Annotated in this window: 15 protein-coding genes; 12 read left to right on the top strand and 3 right to left on the bottom strand. The window is 51.6% G+C overall.

Features of this window, described 5'->3' with window-relative positions; all coding sequences use genetic code 11:
- The first annotated feature begins 101 nt into the window (after positions 1-101).
- Positions 102-1,112: a quinone-dependent dihydroorotate dehydrogenase gene (pyrD, locus tag OGV77_RS09620; protein ID WP_087050383.1), complete on the top strand. Its 1,011-nt coding sequence runs from the start codon at positions 102-104 to the stop codon at positions 1,110-1,112.
- A 107-nt stretch (positions 1,113-1,219) separates the two neighbouring features.
- Here the strand turns inward: pyrD and symE are convergent, their stop codons facing one another.
- Positions 1,220-1,582 (bottom strand): endoribonuclease SymE, encoded by a 363-nt coding sequence (symE, locus tag OGV77_RS09625; protein WP_087050961.1) that lies wholly within the window; start codon positions 1,580-1,582, stop codon positions 1,220-1,222.
- A gap of 777 nt (positions 1,583-2,359) precedes the next feature.
- Between symE and OGV77_RS09630 the strand changes: the two genes are divergently transcribed.
- The 3 genes from OGV77_RS09630 to pdxY all read left to right on the top strand — a co-directional run bounded on the left by OGV77_RS09630 (position 2,360) and on the right by pdxY (position 6,054).
- Positions 2,360-3,730 carry a tyrosine phenol-lyase gene (locus OGV77_RS09630; protein WP_016155590.1) on the top strand — a complete coding sequence of 457 codons (1,371 nt, stop codon included), beginning with the start codon at positions 2,360-2,362 and terminating at the stop codon, positions 3,728-3,730.
- 189 nt (positions 3,731-3,919) lie between these two features.
- Complete coding sequence (locus OGV77_RS09635) at positions 3,920-5,185, top strand: aromatic amino acid transporter (protein ID WP_075145254.1); 1,266 nt, start codon at positions 3,920-3,922, stop codon at positions 5,183-5,185.
- 11 nt (positions 5,186-5,196) lie between these two features.
- Positions 5,197-6,054, top strand: a complete 858-nt coding sequence (pdxY, locus tag OGV77_RS09640; protein ID WP_043018283.1) for a pyridoxal kinase PdxY — start codon at positions 5,197-5,199, stop codon at positions 6,052-6,054.
- A gap of 485 nt (positions 6,055-6,539) precedes the next feature.
- On the opposite strand, the gene OGV77_RS09645 is transcribed toward pdxY, so the two are convergent.
- Positions 6,540-8,093 (bottom strand): L-lactate permease, encoded by a 1,554-nt coding sequence (locus OGV77_RS09645; protein WP_087050962.1) that lies wholly within the window; start codon positions 8,091-8,093, stop codon positions 6,540-6,542.
- A 581-nt stretch (positions 8,094-8,674) separates the two neighbouring features.
- Between OGV77_RS09645 and OGV77_RS09650 the strand changes: the two genes are divergently transcribed.
- The 3 genes from OGV77_RS09650 to OGV77_RS09660 are packed head-to-tail and all read left to right on the top strand — an operon-like array spanning position 8,675 to position 11,520.
- On the top strand, positions 8,675-9,394 hold the full coding sequence (locus OGV77_RS09650) for a (Fe-S)-binding protein (RefSeq protein WP_043018285.1): 720 nt from the start codon (positions 8,675-8,677) through the stop codon (positions 9,392-9,394).
- A 10-nt stretch (positions 9,395-9,404) separates the two neighbouring features.
- Positions 9,405-10,832, top strand: coding sequence for a LutB/LldF family L-lactate oxidation iron-sulfur protein (locus OGV77_RS09655; protein WP_087050963.1), 1,428 nt, complete (start codon positions 9,405-9,407; stop codon positions 10,830-10,832).
- On the top strand, positions 10,825-11,520 hold the full coding sequence (locus OGV77_RS09660; protein ID WP_087050964.1) for a LutC/YkgG family protein: 696 nt from the start codon (positions 10,825-10,827) through the stop codon (positions 11,518-11,520). The genes OGV77_RS09655 and OGV77_RS09660 overlap by 8 nt, the downstream gene beginning before the upstream one ends.
- A gap of 49 nt (positions 11,521-11,569) precedes the next feature.
- Here OGV77_RS09660 and gntP read toward each other — a convergent pair whose 3' ends face one another.
- The gene (gntP, locus tag OGV77_RS09665) at positions 11,570-12,913 is read right to left on the bottom strand and encodes a gluconate permease GntP (protein WP_003033260.1); all 1,344 of its coding nucleotides are present in this window, start codon (positions 12,911-12,913) and stop codon (positions 11,570-11,572) included.
- A 261-nt stretch (positions 12,914-13,174) separates the two neighbouring features.
- On the opposite strand from gntP, the gene uxuA reads away from it, so the two are divergent.
- The 5 genes from uxuA to OGV77_RS09690 all read left to right on the top strand — a co-directional run bounded on the left by uxuA (position 13,175) and on the right by OGV77_RS09690 (position 18,865).
- Positions 13,175-14,359, top strand: coding sequence for a mannonate dehydratase (gene uxuA / locus OGV77_RS09670; protein WP_043018288.1), 1,185 nt, complete (start codon positions 13,175-13,177; stop codon positions 14,357-14,359).
- A 79-nt stretch (positions 14,360-14,438) separates the two neighbouring features.
- Positions 14,439-15,914, top strand: a complete 1,476-nt coding sequence (locus OGV77_RS09675) for a fructuronate reductase (RefSeq protein ID WP_087050965.1) — start codon at positions 14,439-14,441, stop codon at positions 15,912-15,914.
- 133 nt (positions 15,915-16,047) lie between these two features.
- Positions 16,048-16,821, top strand: coding sequence for a Uxu operon transcriptional regulator (uxuR, locus tag OGV77_RS09680; RefSeq protein WP_043018290.1), 774 nt, complete (start codon positions 16,048-16,050; stop codon positions 16,819-16,821).
- A 648-nt stretch (positions 16,822-17,469) separates the two neighbouring features.
- Positions 17,470-17,679: a hypothetical protein gene (locus OGV77_RS09685; protein WP_043018291.1), complete on the top strand. Its 210-nt coding sequence runs from the start codon at positions 17,470-17,472 to the stop codon at positions 17,677-17,679.
- Positions 17,680-17,857: 178 nt separating this feature from the next.
- Entirely contained in the window at positions 17,858-18,865 is a 1,008-nt protein-coding gene (locus tag OGV77_RS09690) for a porin (RefSeq protein ID WP_043018292.1), read from the top strand.
- The last annotated feature ends 11 nt before the right edge of the window (positions 18,866-18,876 follow it).

Raw genomic sequence — 18,876 nt, forward strand, 5'->3', positions numbered from 1 at the left:
AGGAAAACGATTGCTATTTATTGCCGCAGGTCAATTCCCTTTTTGCTCGCGATCGCACATAATACGCCCCCGGTTTGCACACCGGGAATCCAGGAGAGTTCATGTACTACCCCTTCGTTCGTAAAGCCCTTTTTCAGCTCGATCCAGAGCGCGCCCATGAATTGACATTCCAGCAATTACGTCGCATTACCGGCACGCCGCTCGAAGCGCTTGTCCGCCAGAAAGTACCCGCAAAACCGGTTACCTGTATGGGGCTGACGTTTAAAAATCCACTCGGGCTTGCTGCCGGACTGGATAAAGACGGGGAGTGCATTGACGCACTCGGCGCGATGGGATTTGGCTCCATTGAGATTGGTACTGTGACGCCGCGGCCTCAGCCGGGTAACGATAAACCGCGTCTGTTCCGTCTGGTCGATGCGGAAGGTTTGATCAACCGCATGGGGTTTAATAACCTGGGGGTTGATAACCTGGTTGAGAACGTTAAAAAATCGCATTTTGACGGTATTCTGGGGATTAATATTGGTAAGAATAAAGATACTCCGGTAGAGAATGGCAAAGATGACTATCTGATTTGTATGGAAAAAGTCTATGCTTACGCCGGTTATATCGCGATTAATATCTCTTCACCAAATACGCCGGGATTACGTACACTGCAATACGGCGAGGCGCTGGACGATCTCCTGACGGCAATTAAAAATAAGCAAAATGATCTGCAAGCGATCCACCATAAATATGTTCCGGTGGTGGTAAAGATCGCGCCGGATCTTTCTCTGGAAGAACTGATCCAGGTTGCTGACAGTTTAGTTCGTCATAATATTGATGGCGTAATTGCAACTAACACTACTCTCGATCGTTCTCTCGTTCAGGGAATGAAAAATTGCGATCAAATGGGGGGCCTGAGCGGTCGACCATTGCAATTAAAAAGTACAGAAATTATTCGCCAGCTGTCTCAGGAATTAAAAGGTCATCTGCCGATTATTGGTGTTGGCGGTATCGACTCGGTGATTGCCGCGCGTGAGAAAATAGCTGCCGGTGCAACCCTCGTACAGATTTATTCAGGCTTTATTTTTAAAGGCCCGCCGTTGATTAAAGAAATCGTCGCCAATATCTGAATGCTACCTTAATCACAATCCAGGGCCTTATTTATGGCCCTGGTTCATTTAAATTCCCTTGCTGTTATCGGGTTTTACCTTGAAGCGGTATTAGTAGCTGCCAGATCTCACGCTTTCGACCCTTTCCCCGCAATCACCCCGATAAACTCCAGCACCTGCTTTTGCTTGCGTGCTGACAGCTTTTCTACTTTGCGCAGCGATTGCATCAGTTCTGACTCTTCGGGTTCGGCGGCGCGGGCGGTGAGCACGATGCAGCCTTGCATTACGCGTACATCAACGCGGGTGCCGGTGTCGAATCCGGCGGCTTTCAGCCACTGGCCCTTCATCACGATGGACGGAAACTGGACGTACTTCACCGGCAGACGGCTGTAATCAGGATAACGGCTCGCATAACCCACCTTCAGGCGACGGTTATCTGCGGCATGCACTTCTGGATCAAATGAAACTGCAATACAATGCGTATCAGTCATGATGGCTATTCTCGTGAAATAGTTACTGTGATTAGCGATGCGCAGGTGTTGGCGCACCTTCGCATCGCGCTAATAAAACCCCTGTAAATTACCCCAGTGTCTTGGGCTAAGTCCAGATGTAAATACAATGAAATAAGCGCGAATAGCACGCTTTCGGAATAAATAGAAAACTCCCTCATCCCAATAAATCCGGTATTATTCACTGTATAAATTCATTGCCTTTTGCACGCCTGAATATCCCCTCGTTCCAGAAAACAGTGCCTGTCAGCATCTGGACAAAAATGTGATTTAACTCACTGAAGCAAATAGCAAACTCTGAAACAACGTTGATTTGTACACTTTGCTTTACACTTTTAGTGATGTGAATCACAAATATAAACCCGCGAAGTGATCTGACTCTCACAAAATGGGGTGTACTCATTGAGCAATACATTATGAGCACAGCCTGGAAAGTTAAGTTTTCAGTATTTCCCCCCTCTGTGGGCGCACTACCGCAAACGGCAAATCAACCCGCAAAAAAAACTCGTTGAATATGAACGGGTAAAAAAATGACGTGTGATTTGCGTCACTCACATTTACAGCTTTTTAAATTATTGCCAGTGATTAATGTTGACCGGGCTATTTCCATAATCAATTAAATCTTGCATAGTGCCTCCACATTATTTCTCCCCCTGGATCAGGAGGCGAATAGTTATATTTCATCAGACTTTATTGATGAACTCGATATGCTTTACTTCACATTAATACGTACATGACCACTGTTACTGGAGAAACAAAATGAATTATCCGGCAGAACCCTTCCGTATTAAAAGCGTTGAAACTGTATCTATGATCCCGCGTGACGAACGCCTTAAGAAAATGCAGGAAGCGGGTTACAATACTTTCCTGTTAAATTCAAAAGATATTTATATTGACCTGCTGACCGACAGTGGCACTAACGCAATGAGCGATAAGCAGTGGGCCGGAATGATGATGGGTGATGAAGCGTACGCGGGCAGCGAAAACTTCTATCATCTGGAAAGAACTGTGCAGGAACTGTTCGGCTTTAAACATATTGTTCCGACTCACCAGGGACGCGGCGCAGAAAACCTGTTATCGCAGCTGGCAATTAAACCGGGGCAATATGTTGCCGGGAATATGTATTTCACCACTACCCGTTATCACCAGGAAAAAAATGGTGCGGTATTTGTCGATATCGTTCGTGACGAAGCGCACGATGCCGGTCTGAATATTGCGTTTAAAGGTGATATTGATCTTAAAAAATTACAAAAGCTGATTGACGAAAAAGGTGCCGAGAATATTGCCTATATCTGCCTGGCGGTGACGGTTAACCTCGCGGGCGGACAGCCGGTCTCGATGGCAAACATGCGTGCGGTACGTGAACTGACAGCAGCACACGGCATTAAAGTGTTCTACGACGCCACCCGCTGCGTAGAAAACGCCTACTTTATCAAAGAGCAAGAGCAGGGCTTTGAGAACAAGAGCATCGCCGAGATCGTGCATGAGATGTTCAGCTACGCCGACGGTTGTACCATGAGTGGTAAAAAAGACTGTCTGGTGAACATCGGCGGCTTCCTGTGCATGAATGATGACGAAATGTTCTCTTCTGCCAAAGAGTTAGTCGTGGTCTACGAAGGGATGCCATCCTACGGCGGCCTGGCCGGACGCGACATGGAAGCTATGGCGATTGGCCTGCGCGAAGCCATGCAGTATGAGTACATTGAGCACCGCGTGAAGCAGGTTCGCTACCTGGGTGACAAGCTGAAAGCCGCTGGCGTACCGATTGTTGAACCGGTGGGTGGTCACGCGGTATTCCTCGATGCGCGTCGCTTCTGCGAGCATCTGACGCAGGACGAGTTCCCGGCGCAAAGCCTGGCTGCCAGCATCTATGTGGAAACGGGCGTACGTAGTATGGAACGCGGAATTATCTCTGCGGGCCGTAATAACGTGACCGGTGAACACCACAGACCGAAACTGGAAACCGTGCGTCTGACTATTCCGCGCCGCGTTTATACCTACGCGCATATGGATGTCGTGGCTGACGGTATTATTAAACTTTACCAGCACAAAGAAGATATTCGCGGGCTGAAGTTTATTTATGAGCCGAAGCAGTTGCGTTTCTTTACTGCACGCTTTGACTATATCTAAATAATAATTATGGCCCCATCTCAGGATGGGGCTTTTTTGTCTTTCTTTTCCATGAACAGGAAGCCTTTGCGGTGCCCGTTACCGTGACATAACTAAAAAAAGTAAACCCTGACTCCGACATTTTTATTATCCGCATGATGTACAAATGACAGCTGTAATTATAACGAATAGTCTACAGGAACATTTATCATGGATATTAATGCCATTGAGCGACAGAGTAGTACCCCCGGACTGATTAGCGGAACCATGTTGGTTATCGCGACCGTAGTGGGTGGCGGGATGTTTTCCCTGCCGATAGCGATGGCCGGCGTATGGTTTCCCGGTGCGTCAGTTATTCTTCTCTTTATCGCCATTATGATGTTATTAACCGGTCTGATGCTGGTCGAAGTAAACCTGCATTATGGCGCTGGTGCCAGTTTTAATACCTTTACTCAGGATTTATTAGGCCGTAAGTGGAATATCGTTGTCGGTATCGCTTTCGGCTTTGTGCTGTATATTCTGACCTATGCCTATATCTCCGGTTCGTCGGCGGTGATGGCGCAAACCGTGTTCAAATACAGCGGCGTGCGATTTCCGGCGAATATCTCGGTGGTGATTGTCAGTATGCTGGTCGGGGCGATTGCCTGGTACAGCTCCCTGCTGGTTGGACGTATTACTACCGTGTTGATTATCGGTAAGTTTATCGCGTTCTTTGCCACCTTCTCCGGGCTGGTTGGCCATATTGAAGTGGCAAAGTTGGTCGATAGCGTGGCGGTGGCGCTGCCCGATTCGCAGTACCTGCCGTATATCCTGATGACGTTGCCGTTCTGCATTATTTCGTTTGGTTTTCACGGTAACGTGCCGAGCCTGGTCAAGCTGTATGGCACGCGCGGGATTTCGAATATTACGCGTTCGATTATCATCGGCACACTGTTTGCCCTGCTGCTGTATATCTTCTGGTTGGGCGTGACGATGGGCAACATTAGTCGTTCCTCGTTCCCGCCAATTATTGCCAAAGGCGGCAATATCGACGTGTTTGTCGAGGCCATTAGCGGGCTGTTCACCAGCCGTTATATGGATCTGATCCTGACCTTCTTCGGCAACTTCGCGGTAGCCAGTTCACTGCTGGCGGCGACGCTTGGCCTGTTCGATTATATCGCCGATCTGTTTCACTTCCCGGATGACGGCATGGGCCGCCTGAAAACCGCGCTGGTGACCTACTTCCCGCCAGCCGCCGTGTGCTTCTTCTTCCCGAACGGTTTTGTGCACGCGATTGGTTACGCCGGTCTGGCCTTTACCATCTGGAGCGTGATCCTGCCGCCGTTCCTGGTGAAAGCGGCACGGAAACGTTTTCCGACCGCCAGCTATACCGCGCCGTGTAATAACACCGTGCTCAACCTGGTGATTGTCTGTGGGGCGGTTGTTTATCTGACGGTTGTTCTGGACGTATTTGGTCTGCTGCCAACGTTTCGTTAGACGGAGTTAAAATGAAAAACGTGTTGTCTGTTCAGTCGTCAGTCGTTTATGGCTATGCCGGAAATAAAGCCGCCGTGTTGCCGATGCAGCTTTCGGGGATCGATGTCTGGCCGTTTTACACCGTACAGTTTTCTAACCACACCCAGTACGGGATGTGGCAGGGCATGGCGATGCCGCACGGTGAGTTGAGCGCCATCATCAGCGGGCTGGATGACCTGCAAAAGCTGACGCAATGCGATGCCGTATTGTCCGGGTATCTTGGAGATAAACGCCATTGTGAAGAGGTGAAACACGCGGTCACCACCATTCGTCAGCGTAATCCGCAGGCGCTCTATTTTTGCGATCCGGTAATGGGCGACCCGCAAAAAGGCTGTATTGTCGCGCAGGGCGTGGAGTCCTTTTTTGTCGATGACGCCATTCAACTGGCCGACATAATGGGACCGAATCTCTATGAGCTGGGCGTGCTGACGGGCAGACAACTGCGTAGTTTTGACGAGGTAGTGGAAGCGGCGCGGCAACTGGTGTCGTGGGGCGTAAAGAAGGTGCTGGTGAAGCATCTCGGCGACTGCTCGCGTGACAAACAGGCGTTTGAAATGCTGCTGGTGACGGCGGAACAGACGTTACACATCGCCAGGCCGCTGTATAGCTTTGCCAAAATGCCGGTGGGCGTAGGGGATTTGATTTGCAGCGTGATGCTGGCCTCACTGCTCAATGGTTATGAGGACAAGCTGGCGCTGGAGCGGACCACCAGTGTTGTTGACGCGGTGATGCGACTAACGAAAGAGCGCGACTCGTATGAACTGCGGCTGATAGACGCGCGTCACCAGATAATGGAGCCGCAGATTCGCTATCAGGCAACGGTACTGTAGCGCCGCAAGGAGGCTGTATGTTTCTGACATTGCTGCGGCTTCAACATCCGCTGGTCTACCGTTTTGCGTGGCTGCGTATTTGGGTGGTGATGTTAAGAGCGTGCGGACTGCGTAAGAGAAAGGGGTGAGCATTTGCTGCTGTCGCTGCCGGATGCGGCTCGCGCCTTATCCGGCCTACAAATGAGCGTGAAACGCAGGCCTACAAATGAGTGTGAAACGTAGGTCTGATAAGCGAAGCGCCATCAGCTTTTTACACGCGGAAGTAGCGTGGTGGGATCAACGCGGAAAAGGCGTCGAACTTCTTCACCATCTTTTTCCAGAACAACATAACAGCAATCCTCGATTTGAAACATCGGCGCTATTTTAGTCAGCGCCGACAAATCGTAAAGTCTGTCACCCCGTTCCGTTCCCGGGGCGGTGTAAACCTTTTTGGTCACCGCGTCGTCAAATACGGTTGCCGCGAATTTGACGGGGTTGACAAGGGTTTACGCCATAAACCAGTAATAAAACAGACCGACTTTCAGGCCGAGGATCACAATGTAGGCGCAGCAGTATTTCATGGTGCCAGACATTATCTGGTTGGCCTGGCCGTCCATTTTTGTGGCCGAAACCGCAATAGCGATGCTCTGCGGCGAAATCATTTTTCCGCCCGTTGCGCCAGAGGTGTTGGCCGCCGCCAGCCAGTTGGGATCGATATGCAGTTTACTGGCGGCAATGGTTTGCAGCTTGCCGAACAGAATGTTCGAGTTGGTATCGCTGCCGGTAACGAACGTGCCCAGCGCGCCAATCACCGGGGCGAGGAAGACGTATGAGCTGCCGGTCAAATCAACAATCGACTGGGCCAGCGTGGAGATAATCCCGCTGAGATCCATCACCGTGGCCAGCGCGACGATCGCCATAATCGCAACAATGGAATTTTTAAGCTGGAAAATGGTTTTGATAAACACTTCCAGCATTCCGCGCACGGACGCTCCCTGAATGAAACCGCCGATAATGGTCGCAAAGATTATCAGCATCCCCGGCGTGGTCACCCATTCAACTTTCAGTGCCATCGTTTTGCCGTCAGCCAACGTGAAATGCAGCACCGAGGCCAGTTGAGACGCTGCGCCTTTTATTGTCGGGAAAAGTGGCGAACACAGCAGGATAAACACAAAAATAAACAGATAGATAGAGCCAACGCGGAACAACACTTTTGCCGAGCGCGGCGTGGTTTCGCGGGTATGGCTGACCTCAATGCGCCACTCGGGATCGGTTTTCCCTTTGCGCAGGCGGCTGACCATCGCCACGGCAAGCAGGCTGACCAGGCTCCCGGCAAAGGCAGGTAATTCCGCGCCAAGATGGATGGCGACAAAATACTGTGGAACCAGCGTGGTGATACCGCAAATCAGCGTGATCAGAAATACGCCGCGAATGGCTTTCAGGCCGCCGCCAATAATGCAGACAATCACAAACGGCAGCAGAATATTAAACAGCGCGAGCTGCAGAATAATAGTTCCGCCTAAGGTATAAACCGGCAGGTTAACCTGTTCCGCCAGAATAGAAACCGGGATCCCGACCGCGCCGAATGCAGTGGGAACGGTATTTGCCACCAGAGAGGCAATCGCCGCCTTCAGCGGATTGAATCCCAGCGCAATAAGAATGCCGATCGGAATGGCGACCGCCGTACCATAACCCGCCGCGGCTTCAAGAAATCCACCAAAGCACCATGAAATCAGCAGCACCTGAATACGCTTATCTTCGCTAATGCTGGCGAGAATATCGCGCAGAATATCCAGCGCTTTGGTCGCCTGCATGACGTTATAACTGAAGATAGCGCCGAGGATCACAATCACAATCGGCCATAACCCCTTCAGTGCGCCATAGCCTATCGCGACTTTCAGATTCTGTACGGGCATCTCCCAGAATATGGCCGACAGCGCGGCGGTGAATACTAAAGAGATCAGCACGGAATAATGGATGGGCATTTTCAATTTCAATATTAAAAATACCATCAGTAGTAACGGAGAGAGTGCCAGGGCAAACATAAAATATTCGTTCATTGCTATTCCCGATTGGTTCATTAAACCTGATTTATATTTATGGCGGGGAGGCTACATTGCTGTTGTAATAAAGTATGTAAACTGAATCGCTTCAGTGAATAAAGTAATTATGATTTGTGGTTTTGTAACTATTGTAATCTTTTAATTAAAATTTAATACCGGGTAAATATACTTAAATGCCGGTTAAATACCTATAAGTAGTTATTTAATAACCTTTTTAATAATGGTAGTGACAACAGTGGTAATCACTTGAAACTGTTTTCTAAGGTGTTAATAACGCTGTGGTTTGCAATATAAAAATGTGAGCGAGGCCGAAATAAATAAACCAGGGTATTGCATGTGTGAGTCGATTAGGGGATTATTTGGTTTTGTCATACAAATGAAAAATACAGACATTTGCGATTGTCCTGATATAAGAAGAGGAGAGTCGTCATCAAAGGAAAACGATCAGAGCATCACCATGAACCCAGGCGTTGGTAGAACCAAAAAACAGAAAACTGGGTGTGAATTACGGCTGAACCTTTGCTTGATATAGCGATATCAAGCGCAACAAACAGAAATGAAGCAATGGAGTAGTTATTGTGAATGTAAATTTCTTTGTTACCTGCATTGGTGACGCACTGAAATCACGGATGGCACGAGACTCCGTTTTGCTGCTGGAAAAACTGGGTTGTCGCGTGAATTTCCCTGAGAAGCAAGGGTGTTGCGGTCAGCCGGCTATCAACAGCGGTTACATCAAAGAGGCGATCCCAGGGATGAAAAACCTGATCGCCGCGCTGGAAGACAACGACTACCCGATTATCTCTCCGGCGGGCTCCTGTACCTACGCAGTAAAAAGCTACCCGACGTATCTTGCCGATGAACCGGAATGGGCGCTGCGTGCTGAGAACGTTGCCGCCCGTATGCAGGATCTCACCTCCTTTATCGTCAACAAACTTGGCGTGGTGGACGTGGGCGCCAGCCTGCAGGGCCGCGCCGTGTATCATCCCTCCTGTAGCCTGACCCGCAAGCTGGGGGTGAAGGAAGAGCCGCTCACGCTGCTGAAAAACGTGCGCGGGCTGGAGCTGCTGACATTTGCCGATCAGGACACCTGTTGCGGCTTTGGCGGGACGTTCTCGGTCAAGATGGCCGAGATATCCGGCGAGATGGTGAAAGAGAAAGTCTTACATCTGATGGATGCGAAGCCGGAATATTTGATTGGCGCGGACGTTAGCTGCCTGCTGAATATTGGCGGTCGACTGCAACGAGAAGGCCAGCCGGTCAAAGTGATGCATATTGCTGAAGTGCTGATGAGCCGCTGAGGAGAAAGAGATGTCGTTAAAAACCAGCGATGTAGAATTTAAACTGCGCATCCGTCAGCAGATAGAAGATCCGATCATGCGTAAAGCCGTGGCCAATGCGCAGGAGCGTATCGGCGCGAATCGACAAAAAATGGTCGATGAGTTAGGCCACTGGGATGACTGGCGCGATCGTGCCTGCCAGATCCGCGATCACGTTCTGAGCAACCTCGACGCTTACCTGTATCAACTCTCCGAGAAAGTGACGGAAAACGGCGGGCACGTCTATTTCGCCAAAACCAAAGAAGACGCCACCCGCTATATTCTGCAGGTTGCGCAGAGTAAAAATGCGAAGAAGGTGGTGAAGTCCAAGTCGATGGTGACCGAAGAGATCGGCGTCAACCATGTGCTGCAGGATGCCGGAATTCAGGTGATCGAAACCGATCTCGGCGAGTACATCCTGCAACTGGATCAGGATCCGCCTTCGCACGTCGTGGTCCCGGCTATTCATAAAGATCGCTACCAGATCCGCCGGGTGCTGAACGAACGTCTGGGCTACGACGGCCCGGAAACGCCGGAAGCCATGACCTTATTCATTCGCCAGAAAATCCGTGAGGATTTCCTCAGTGCCGAAATCGGCATTACCGGCTGTAACTTTGCCGTGGCGGAAACCGGCTCGGTGTGCCTGGTGACCAACGAAGGCAACGCGCGCATGTGCACCACGCTGCCGAAAACGCACATTGCGGTGATGGGCATGGAGCGTATCGCACCGACTTTTGCCGAGGTGGATGTGCTGATCACCATGCTGGCGCGCAGCGCCGTGGGCGCACGTTTGACGGGCTACAACACCTGGCTGACCGGCCCGCGTGAGGCGGATAACGTTGACGGACCGGAAGAGTTCCATCTGGTGATTGTCGATAACGGTCGCTCGCAGGTGCTGGACTCAGAGTTTCGCGATGTGCTGCGCTGCATTCGCTGCGGAGCCTGTATGAACACCTGTCCGGCGTACCGCCACATCGGCGGACACGGCTATGGCTCTATCTATCCCGGCCCTATCGGCGCGGTAATTTCTCCGCTACTCGGCGGCTATAAAGATTTTAAAGACCTGCCGTACGCCTGTTCTTTATGCACGGCCTGTGACAGCGTCTGCCCGGTGCGTATTCCGCTATCAAAACTGATCCTGCGTCATCGCCGGGTGATGGCCGAGGAGGGCATTACGCCGAAAGCCGAGCGGCGGGCGATCAAAATGTTCGCCTATGCCAATAGCCATCCGGGGCTGTGGAAAGTCGGGATGATGGCGGGCGCGCATGCGGCGAGCTGGTTTATCAATGGTGGCAAAACGCCGCTCAAGGTTGGCGCGATTGGTGACTGGATGGAGGCGCGCGATCTGCCTGATGCTGACGGCGAGAGCTTCCGCAGCTGGTTTAAGAAACATCAGGCGCAGGAGAAAAAGAATGGATAACCGTACCGCGTTTTTAAACACCATCGCCCAGGCGCTGGGTCGCCCGCTGCGTTTCGAGCCGCAAGCGGATGCCGCACCGGTTAACAATTTTGCCAACGAGCGCCTGACCGAGCTTAGCCCCGAGCAGCGCTGCTCTGCGTTTATCCAGTTTGCCAGCGAAGTGATGCTGGCCCGCTGCGAACTGACCCGCGAGGACCAGGCCGCAGACGCGGCGCTGCGCCTGTGCGAAGAATTGGGTCAGCAGCCGGTGGTGCTGAGCGGCGACAGCCGGCTGGTGGAGCTGGGCATCACCCAACGCTTGCAGCAGGAATGCAACGCCGTGGTCTGGGATCCGGCGCGTGGTAGCGAAAATATTACCCAGGCCGAGCAGGCGAAAGTCGGCGTAGTGTTTGCCGAATATGGCCTGACCGAGTCCGGCGGCGTGGTGCTGTTTTCCGCACCGGAGCGCGGGCGCTCCCTGAGCCTGTTGCCGGAGTCCTCGATTTTCGTGCTGCGTAAAAGCACCATCCTGCCGCGCGTGGCGCAGCTGGCAGAAAAACTGCATCAGAAGGCGCAGGCCGGTGAGCGTATGCCATCGTGTATTAACATCATCAGTGGACCCAGCTCGACGGCGGATATTGAGCTTATCAAGGTGGTTGGGGTGCATGGCCCGGTGAAGGCGGTGTATCTGATTATTGAGGATTGTTGAGGCAGGATGGAAAACCGCTCTGGCGCTATAGGCCAGAGCGGTATCGATGTTATGCAATCATGCTGATGATCAACACGATTATCAACCCAACCACGGAGTTCACCAGCTCCAGCAGACCCCAGGTTTTCAACGTATCCTTCACCGACAGGTCAAAGTAGCCTTTGAACAGCCAGAACGAGGCATCGTTGATATGGGTCAGGGTGTTGGAGCCTGCCGCTGTCGCCAGCACCAGTAACGCCGGGTCGACGCCGACCAGTTGACCGGTAGCCGGGTCGAGTATGGCGGCGCTGATAATCCCCGCCGCCGTCATGGCGGAGACCACGCCCTGACCGGTTGCCAGACGAATAAGCACGGTTATCAACCACGCCATGATGTACGGAGAGATATTGCCGTGCGACATCAGCATGCCGATGGTATCGCCAATACCGGTATCGATAATGGTCTGCTTCAGAACGCCGCCCGCGCCGATGATCAGGATCACCATGGCGATGCTTTTCACCGCGTTTTCAAAGGCGTTCATCACCCACTGCATGTCGTGACCACGCGCGGTACCAAACAGCACGAAGGCGACAACCATGGCAATGAACATTGCGATTGGGGAAGAGCCTAAGAAGTTGACCACTTCCCACGCCTGCGTCCCTTTCACCAGCCAGATGTTGGCGATGGTGGTGGAGATCATGATGATCGCTGGGATCAGCGGCACCAGAATAGACACACCGAATGACGGCAGATTGTTCTGGTCAACCGGTACGTCGGCCTTCATGAATGACGGCGTTGGACGATCGAGGTTGCCGAGGAATTTCGGCAGGATAAGCCCGGCGCAGATCACGCTCGGAATGGTCACCAGAATACCATAGATGTAGACCATGCCCATGTCAGCGCCGTAGGCGTTAACCAGCGCGACCGGACCCGGCTGTGGCGGGAACAGCGAGTGGGCGGTGGTCGCGGCGGCAACGGCCGGAATGGCCAGCTTGAGGAACGGGATCTTCGCTTCCGCGGCAATGACGATCACCAGCGGCGCCAGCATAATAAATGCCACTTCATAGAACATCGCCAGGCCAAAGATCAGACCAATAATGATCACTGACAGCTGCACATAGCGCAGGCCGAGTCGCGCCAGTAGCGTATGAGCAATCTGATGCGCCGCGCCGGAATCAACCATCAGCTTACCGATGACCGCCCCGAATACTACGATAATCGCCAGTTCACCCAGCGTGCTGCCAAAGCCGGATTTCATGGTGTGCAGCAGTTCCATTAAATCCATCCCCGCCAGCATGCCGACCGAGAGCGCCGCCAGCAGCAGGGCGACCATTGAGTTTATTTTGAATCTTAGATTGAGCACCAGCATCAGACCGATGCCGAATACGACCCACAGAATATTGAGAACGTGCATATAACGTCTACCTTAATTTGGTTGAACTATTATGATTTTGGTTGAGATGTTACATATATTGGTTAACCATTGATGCGATGAATGTCACATTGCGTTACATGTTTACATTGAAACGGGTCTGGCTGACCGTAATCTGGCGATCTAATCAGCAGATATCATGATTTGGTTAACCAATTTCTCGCTTCAGGTTGACATGTAATACCAAAAGGAGGAATTTATGTGCCATATCGTCGAGTCCATAACGTAAACGAGGAATAAAACATGGAACAGACATGGCGCTGGTATGGTCCTAACGATCCGGTCACCTTAGCGGATGTACGTCAGGCGGGTGCAACTGGCGTTGTCACCGCCTTACACCATATCCCGAACGGGGAAGTGTGGACGGTTGATGAGATCCTCAAACGCAAAGCGATTATTGAGCAGGCGGGCCTGGTCTGGTCGGTCGTTGAAAGCGTGCCGATCCACGAAGACATTAAAACCCGTTCCGGCAACTATCAGCAGTGGATCGCCAACTACCAGCAAAGCCTGCGTAACCTAGCCCAGTGCGGCATTCGTACCGTGTGCTACAACTTTATGCCGGTTCTCGACTGGACCCGCACCGACCTGGAATACGTCCTGCCGGACGGCTCCAAAGCGCTGCGTTTCGATCAAATTGAATTTGCCGCCTTTGAGCTGCATATCCTCAAACGCCCGGGTGCGGAAGCGGACTACACCGCCGAAGAGATCGCGCAGGCGAATGAACGTTTCGCCACCATGAGCGATGAAGACAAAACGCGTCTGACCCGTAATATCATCGCCGGGCTGCCTGGCGCGGAAGAGGGCTACACGCTTGACCAGTTCCGCCAGCATCTGGCTCGTTATAAAGATATCGATAAAGCCGCGCTGCGCGAGAATTTTGCCGTCTTCCTGAAGGCGATTATTCCGGTGGCGGAAGAAGCAGGCGTACGTATGGCGGTACACCCGGACGATCCGCCGCGCCCGATCCTCGGCCTGCCGCGCATTGTTTCCACCGTGGAAGATATGCAGTGGATGGTCGATACGGTCAACAGCATGGCGAACGGTTTCACCATGTGTACCGGTTCCTATGGCGTGCGGGCGGACAACGACCTGGTCGACATGATCAAACAGTTTGGCCCACGCATTTACTTCACCCATCTGCGCTCCACGCTGCGTGAAGATAACCCGAAAACTTTCCATGAAGCGGCGCATCTTAACGGCGACGTCGACATGTACGAAGTGGTGAAAGCGATCGTTGAGGAAGAGCAGCGCCGTAAAGCCGAGGGCAAAGAGGACCTGATCCCTATGCGTCCGGACCACGGTCACCAGATGCTTGACGATCTGAAAAAGAAAACCAACCCAGGCTACTCCGCGATTGGTCGCCTGAAAGGGCTGGCGGAAGTGCGCGGCGTTGAGATGGCTATCCAGCGCGCTTTCTTTAGCCGCTAAAGCGAGTTGCCGGTCACCTGTCTGACCGGCGTTTTTCTTTTCTCTTCCGTTGGTCTTTCAACGGGTTCTGGAGTTCACGATGACAACGACAATTGCCAATAGCAACCTGCCGGTTGCGCGCCCAGCATGGGACAGCTCGCGCCTGCAATCCCGCATTGTTCACCTCGGATGCGGCGCTTTTCACCGCGCGCATCAGGCGCTGTACACCCACCATCTGCTGGAAACCACCGACAGCGACTGGGGTATCTGTGAAGTTAACCTGATGCCGGGTAATGACTGCGTACTGATTGAAAACCTGCGCAAGCAACAACTGCTGTATACCGTGGCGGAAAAAGGCGCGGACAACACCGTGCTGAAAGTGATCGGCTCGATGAAGGAAGCGCTGCACCCGGATCTTGACGGCTGTGACGGTATTTTACAGGCTATGGCACGCCCGCAGACGGCAATTGTCTCGCTGACGGTCACGGAAAAAGGCTACTGCACCGATGCCGCCAGCGGTCAGTTAGATCTCAATAACCCACTGATTAAACACGATCTGGCAAATCCGACCACGCCGAAGTCGGCGATTGGTTACATCGTACAGGCGCTGCATCTGCGTCGTGAGCAAGGGCTGGCGGCCTTTACCGTGATGTCCTGCGATAACGTACGTGAAAATGGTCATGTGGCGAAAGTCGCGGTGCTGGGCCTTGCGCAGGCGCGCGACCCGCAGCTGGCGCAGTGGATTGAAGCAAATGCCACTTTCCCGTGCACTATGGTCGACCGCATTGTTCCGGCGGCGACGCCAGAAACGTTGCAAGAGATTGCCGACCAGTTGGGCGTTTACGACCCGTGCGCTATCGCCTGCGAGCCGTTCCGCCAGTGGGTAATTGAAGACAACTTTGTTAACGGTCGTCCTGACTGGGACAAAGTCGGCGCACAGTTCGTTGCCGACGTGGTGCCGTTTGAAATGATGAAACTGCGCATGCTAAACGGCAGCCACTCATTCCTCGCGTATCTGGGCTATCTCGGCGGCTATGAAACTATCGCTGATACCATGACCAACCCGGCGTACCGCAAAGCGGCGTTCGCGCTGATGATGCAGGAGCAAGCGCCGACGCTGTCGATGCCGGAAGGCACCGATCTCAATGCCTATGCGACGCTGCTGATCGAACGTTTCAGCAACCCCTCTCTGCGCCACCGCACATGGCAGATTGCGATGGACGGCAGCCAGAAATTGCCGCAGCGTCTGCTGGATCCTGTGCGTCTGCACCTGCAAAACGCCAGCGGCTGGCGTCACCTGGCGCTGGGCGTGGCGGGTTGGATGCGCTACACCCATGGCGTGGATGAACAGGGACAGGTTATTGATGTTGTTGACCCCATGCTGGCTGAATTCCAGCGTATAAACCAACAGTATCAGGGGGCCGAACGCGTGACGGCGCTACTGGGGCTGAGCGGCATCTTTGGTCACGATCTGGCGGAAAACGCCGACTTTGTTGAGACGATTATCGCCATGTATCAACAACTGTGCGAGCTGGGCGCGCGTGAGTGTGTTGCCGCGTTAAGCGCTGACGCTTAATTCCCCGAACTATGACGGGTCAATCAAAATACTGATTTGGTTGACCCGTTTTCTGTTTTTGACTTGCCGCAAATGCTATAGTTCGATACCTATTCACCGTATCTGATTACACGCTTCTGACGGACATAACACGATGAAATCGAACACTTCTCAACAAAGACCCTACCAGGAAGTGGGTGCCATGATCCGCGATCTGATTGTCCAGACACCGTACCAGCCCGGTGAGCGTTTGCCACCGGAACGTGAGATTGCCGAGATGCTCAACGTCACTCGCACGGTGGTTCGCGAAGCGTTAATCATGCTGGAAATTAAGGGGCTGGTGGATGTACGCCGCGGCGCCGGGATCTACGTGCTCGACAATGCGGATGCGCAGGCTATCGACAGTACGGATGTCAATCATTGCAATGATGCGGGCCCGTTTGAGCTTCTGCAGGCGCGACAGTTGCTGGAAAGCAATATCGCCGAATTTGCCGCGCTGCAGGCTACCCGTGAAGATATCGTCAAAATGCGCCAGGCGTTACAGCTGGAAGAGCGTGAGCTGGCGTCCAGCGAGCCTAACGGCTCTGAAAGCGGTGACATGCAGTTCCATCTCGCCATCGCTGAAGCTACGCATAACAGCATGCTGGTGGAGCTGTTTCGCCAGTCATGGCAGTGGCGCGAGAACAACCCGATGTGGATCCAGCTTCATAGTCACCTCGACGATACTCACTATCGTAAAGAGTGGATGGGCGACCACAAGCAGATCCTGGCGGCATTAATCAAAAAAGATGCCCGTGCGGCCAAGCTGGCAATGTGGCAGCATCTGGAAAATGTCAAACAACGCCTGCTGGAGTTTTCCAATGTTGATGACATTGATTTTGATGGCTATCTGTTCGAGTCCTGGCCGCTGGATAAAGTTAACGCCTGATTTTCCTTCCTCTCCCACGCGGGCTGTAGCGGCCCGCGCGACGCTTTTCCGCACAAGAATGTAGCGCGTAACAAACATTCTTTTCACGTCATGAACGTCACGTAAAAAATTGTTTCCATTGCCTCAGATGATGATTTTTCCTGCGCCTCTGTACGATACAAATTGATTTACATCAATTAAAAATAACTTATTTTTGCATGCGAAAAAATGCGTTATTTACCTTATTTTTACCTTTACGTGCTTATTTTTAGACAAAATGCGCCAGTGTTAAGTGAGAATCAAACTAATTTCCGCAGCTTTCAGGACGAGACAGTCGTGCATTACAGTGCGTAAAAACAAACGCTTCACGCAAATGTAGACATTAATAACGGTGCGTAACTTATTGGCTGCAATGATGTTTTGATTTGTAATCATGGTTTTTGTCAATGGCTCAAGCTTTTTTAATCAAATGAATAAAAACGAATATTTGTAAAGTAATAATTACACATTATTCTATAAACAAGTTATCTTTCATTTGAAATAGCGTTCCATTTACCTGCGTTTTATTAACAGTTTCATTACTATTGTGACTGTATTTTGCCGTTGACTTGTTTTTACACTGACTGCATATTTCATCGCCATAAGCGTGTTTGCGTTCAGGAGATGACAATGCCCTCTCGAGATTACCCTGATATTAGAAAAGCCAGGGGAACCCGATCAAAAGATATGGTTCTTTTAAGTGCCCGTGTCGATACCTCTCTGTGGGAATATGTTCGAACGCTGGCATTTGAAACCCGTAAAAGTAAACAAGATATTATTGCCGAAGCATTAATGTTGTATCGCTCTGTTAATGAGAGCGTAAACGAAGAATCCAAGTAATTACTCTCTGTTCGGGTTTTATTTAAAACCCTAAATGATATGTGTCTTGCCACTTTATTATTGCCTTCATTGGTGTGTTAGAGGCTTTCCCCTTTTCCATAGGGGACTTTTTTATGCGGGTATTCTGCCTTCATAACAAAGTTGATAGCAAAATTCACAATTAAAAGTGAGTAATAACATGAAAAAGTCAGTAGTGGCATTAGCTGTAATGGCATTAGGGGTAACCTCCGTTCATGCAGCGGAAATTTATAATAAAGATGGCAACAAACTGGATCTGTACGGCAAAGTAAAAGCGGTCCATTCCTGGACTGACGGCACCGATGCCGATGGTACCTACGCGCGTCTGGGTTTTCGCGGTGAGACACAAATCAACGATCAACTGACCGGTTATGGCCAATTTGAAAGTCAGTTTGATGCCTCTAAAGCAGAAGGTTCTCAGAATGGCGTCAATACACGTCTGGCGTTTGCTGGCCTGGATTATGGCCATGACGTTAGCTTTGACTACGGTCGTAACTACGGTATCGCTTACGACGTGGGAGCTTACACTGACACTCTTTCAGAGTTCGGCGGTGACTCCTATGAAGATACTGACCGCTTCCTTACTACACGCACTTCTGGCGTTGCAACACTCCGCACCAAAAATCTGTTTGGTGCCGTTGATGGTCTGAGCGTCGGCGCGCAATATCAGGGTCAGGATGACTCTAACGCTAACCCAGCAAAACAGCACGGTAATGGCTACGGCTTCTCGCTGGGCTATGACAACATCGCGGATTCCGGCGTATCTGCCATTGCGGCTTACACCACCAACGCGGTGACGGCTCAGCAGAAACGAAGCGGCTGGGAAGGTGAAAACGCAGAGTTCTGGGGCGCGGGTCTGAAATATGATGCTAACGCTATCTACGTCGCGACCATGTACGGCGAGTCCCACAACCTGATTCAGGATGCGGACAAAGCTGAGCACTTTGAAGCGATGGCTGCGTATGTGTTTGATTTTGGTCTGCGTCCGAACGTGGCTTACGTCCACGCGCGTGATAACAACAATAATGACCTGACCGAATACGTAGCGCTGGGTACAGACTACTACTTCAACAAAAACATCGTGGCTGATGTGGGTTACAAAATTAACCTGCTCGATGGCGCTGATGGCGACAACCAGGTTGTTGCGGGTCTGACCTATCAGTTCTAAGTTTTTGTTCT

It is taken from the genome of Citrobacter sp. Ce129, from assembly GCF_030334545.1.
Classification (GTDB): Bacteria; Pseudomonadota; Gammaproteobacteria; order Enterobacterales; family Enterobacteriaceae; genus Citrobacter; species Citrobacter europaeus.

Excerpts from the sequence above, each read along its gene's own strand:
- OGV77_RS09630 (WP_016155590.1), top strand. The coding sequence starts at position 2,360 with ATGAATTATCCGGCAGAACCCTTCCGTATTAAAAGCGTTGAAACTGTA.
- OGV77_RS09645 (WP_087050962.1), bottom strand. The coding sequence starts at position 8,093 with ATGAACGAATATTTTATGTTTGCCCTGGCACTCTCTCCGTTACTACTG.
- OGV77_RS09660 (WP_087050964.1), top strand. The coding sequence starts at position 10,825 with ATGGATAACCGTACCGCGTTTTTAAACACCATCGCCCAGGCGCTGGGT.
- OGV77_RS09690 (WP_043018292.1), top strand. The coding sequence starts at position 17,858 with ATGAAAAAGTCAGTAGTGGCATTAGCTGTAATGGCATTAGGGGTAACC.
- OGV77_RS09635 (WP_075145254.1), top strand. The coding sequence starts at position 3,920 with ATGGATATTAATGCCATTGAGCGACAGAGTAGTACCCCCGGACTGATT.
- OGV77_RS09685 (WP_043018291.1), top strand. The coding sequence starts at position 17,470 with ATGCCCTCTCGAGATTACCCTGATATTAGAAAAGCCAGGGGAACCCGA.
- pyrD (WP_087050383.1), top strand. The coding sequence starts at position 102 with ATGTACTACCCCTTCGTTCGTAAAGCCCTTTTTCAGCTCGATCCAGAG.
- OGV77_RS09675 (WP_087050965.1), top strand. The coding sequence starts at position 14,439 with ATGACAACGACAATTGCCAATAGCAACCTGCCGGTTGCGCGCCCAGCA.
- gntP (WP_003033260.1), bottom strand. The coding sequence starts at position 12,913 with ATGCACGTTCTCAATATTCTGTGGGTCGTATTCGGCATCGGTCTGATG.
- pdxY (WP_043018283.1), top strand. The coding sequence starts at position 5,197 with ATGAAAAACGTGTTGTCTGTTCAGTCGTCAGTCGTTTATGGCTATGCC.
- OGV77_RS09655 (WP_087050963.1), top strand. The coding sequence starts at position 9,405 with ATGTCGTTAAAAACCAGCGATGTAGAATTTAAACTGCGCATCCGTCAG.
- uxuR (WP_043018290.1), top strand. The coding sequence starts at position 16,048 with ATGAAATCGAACACTTCTCAACAAAGACCCTACCAGGAAGTGGGTGCC.
- symE (WP_087050961.1), bottom strand. The coding sequence starts at position 1,582 with ATGACTGATACGCATTGTATTGCAGTTTCATTTGATCCAGAAGTGCAT.
- uxuA (WP_043018288.1), top strand. The coding sequence starts at position 13,175 with ATGGAACAGACATGGCGCTGGTATGGTCCTAACGATCCGGTCACCTTA.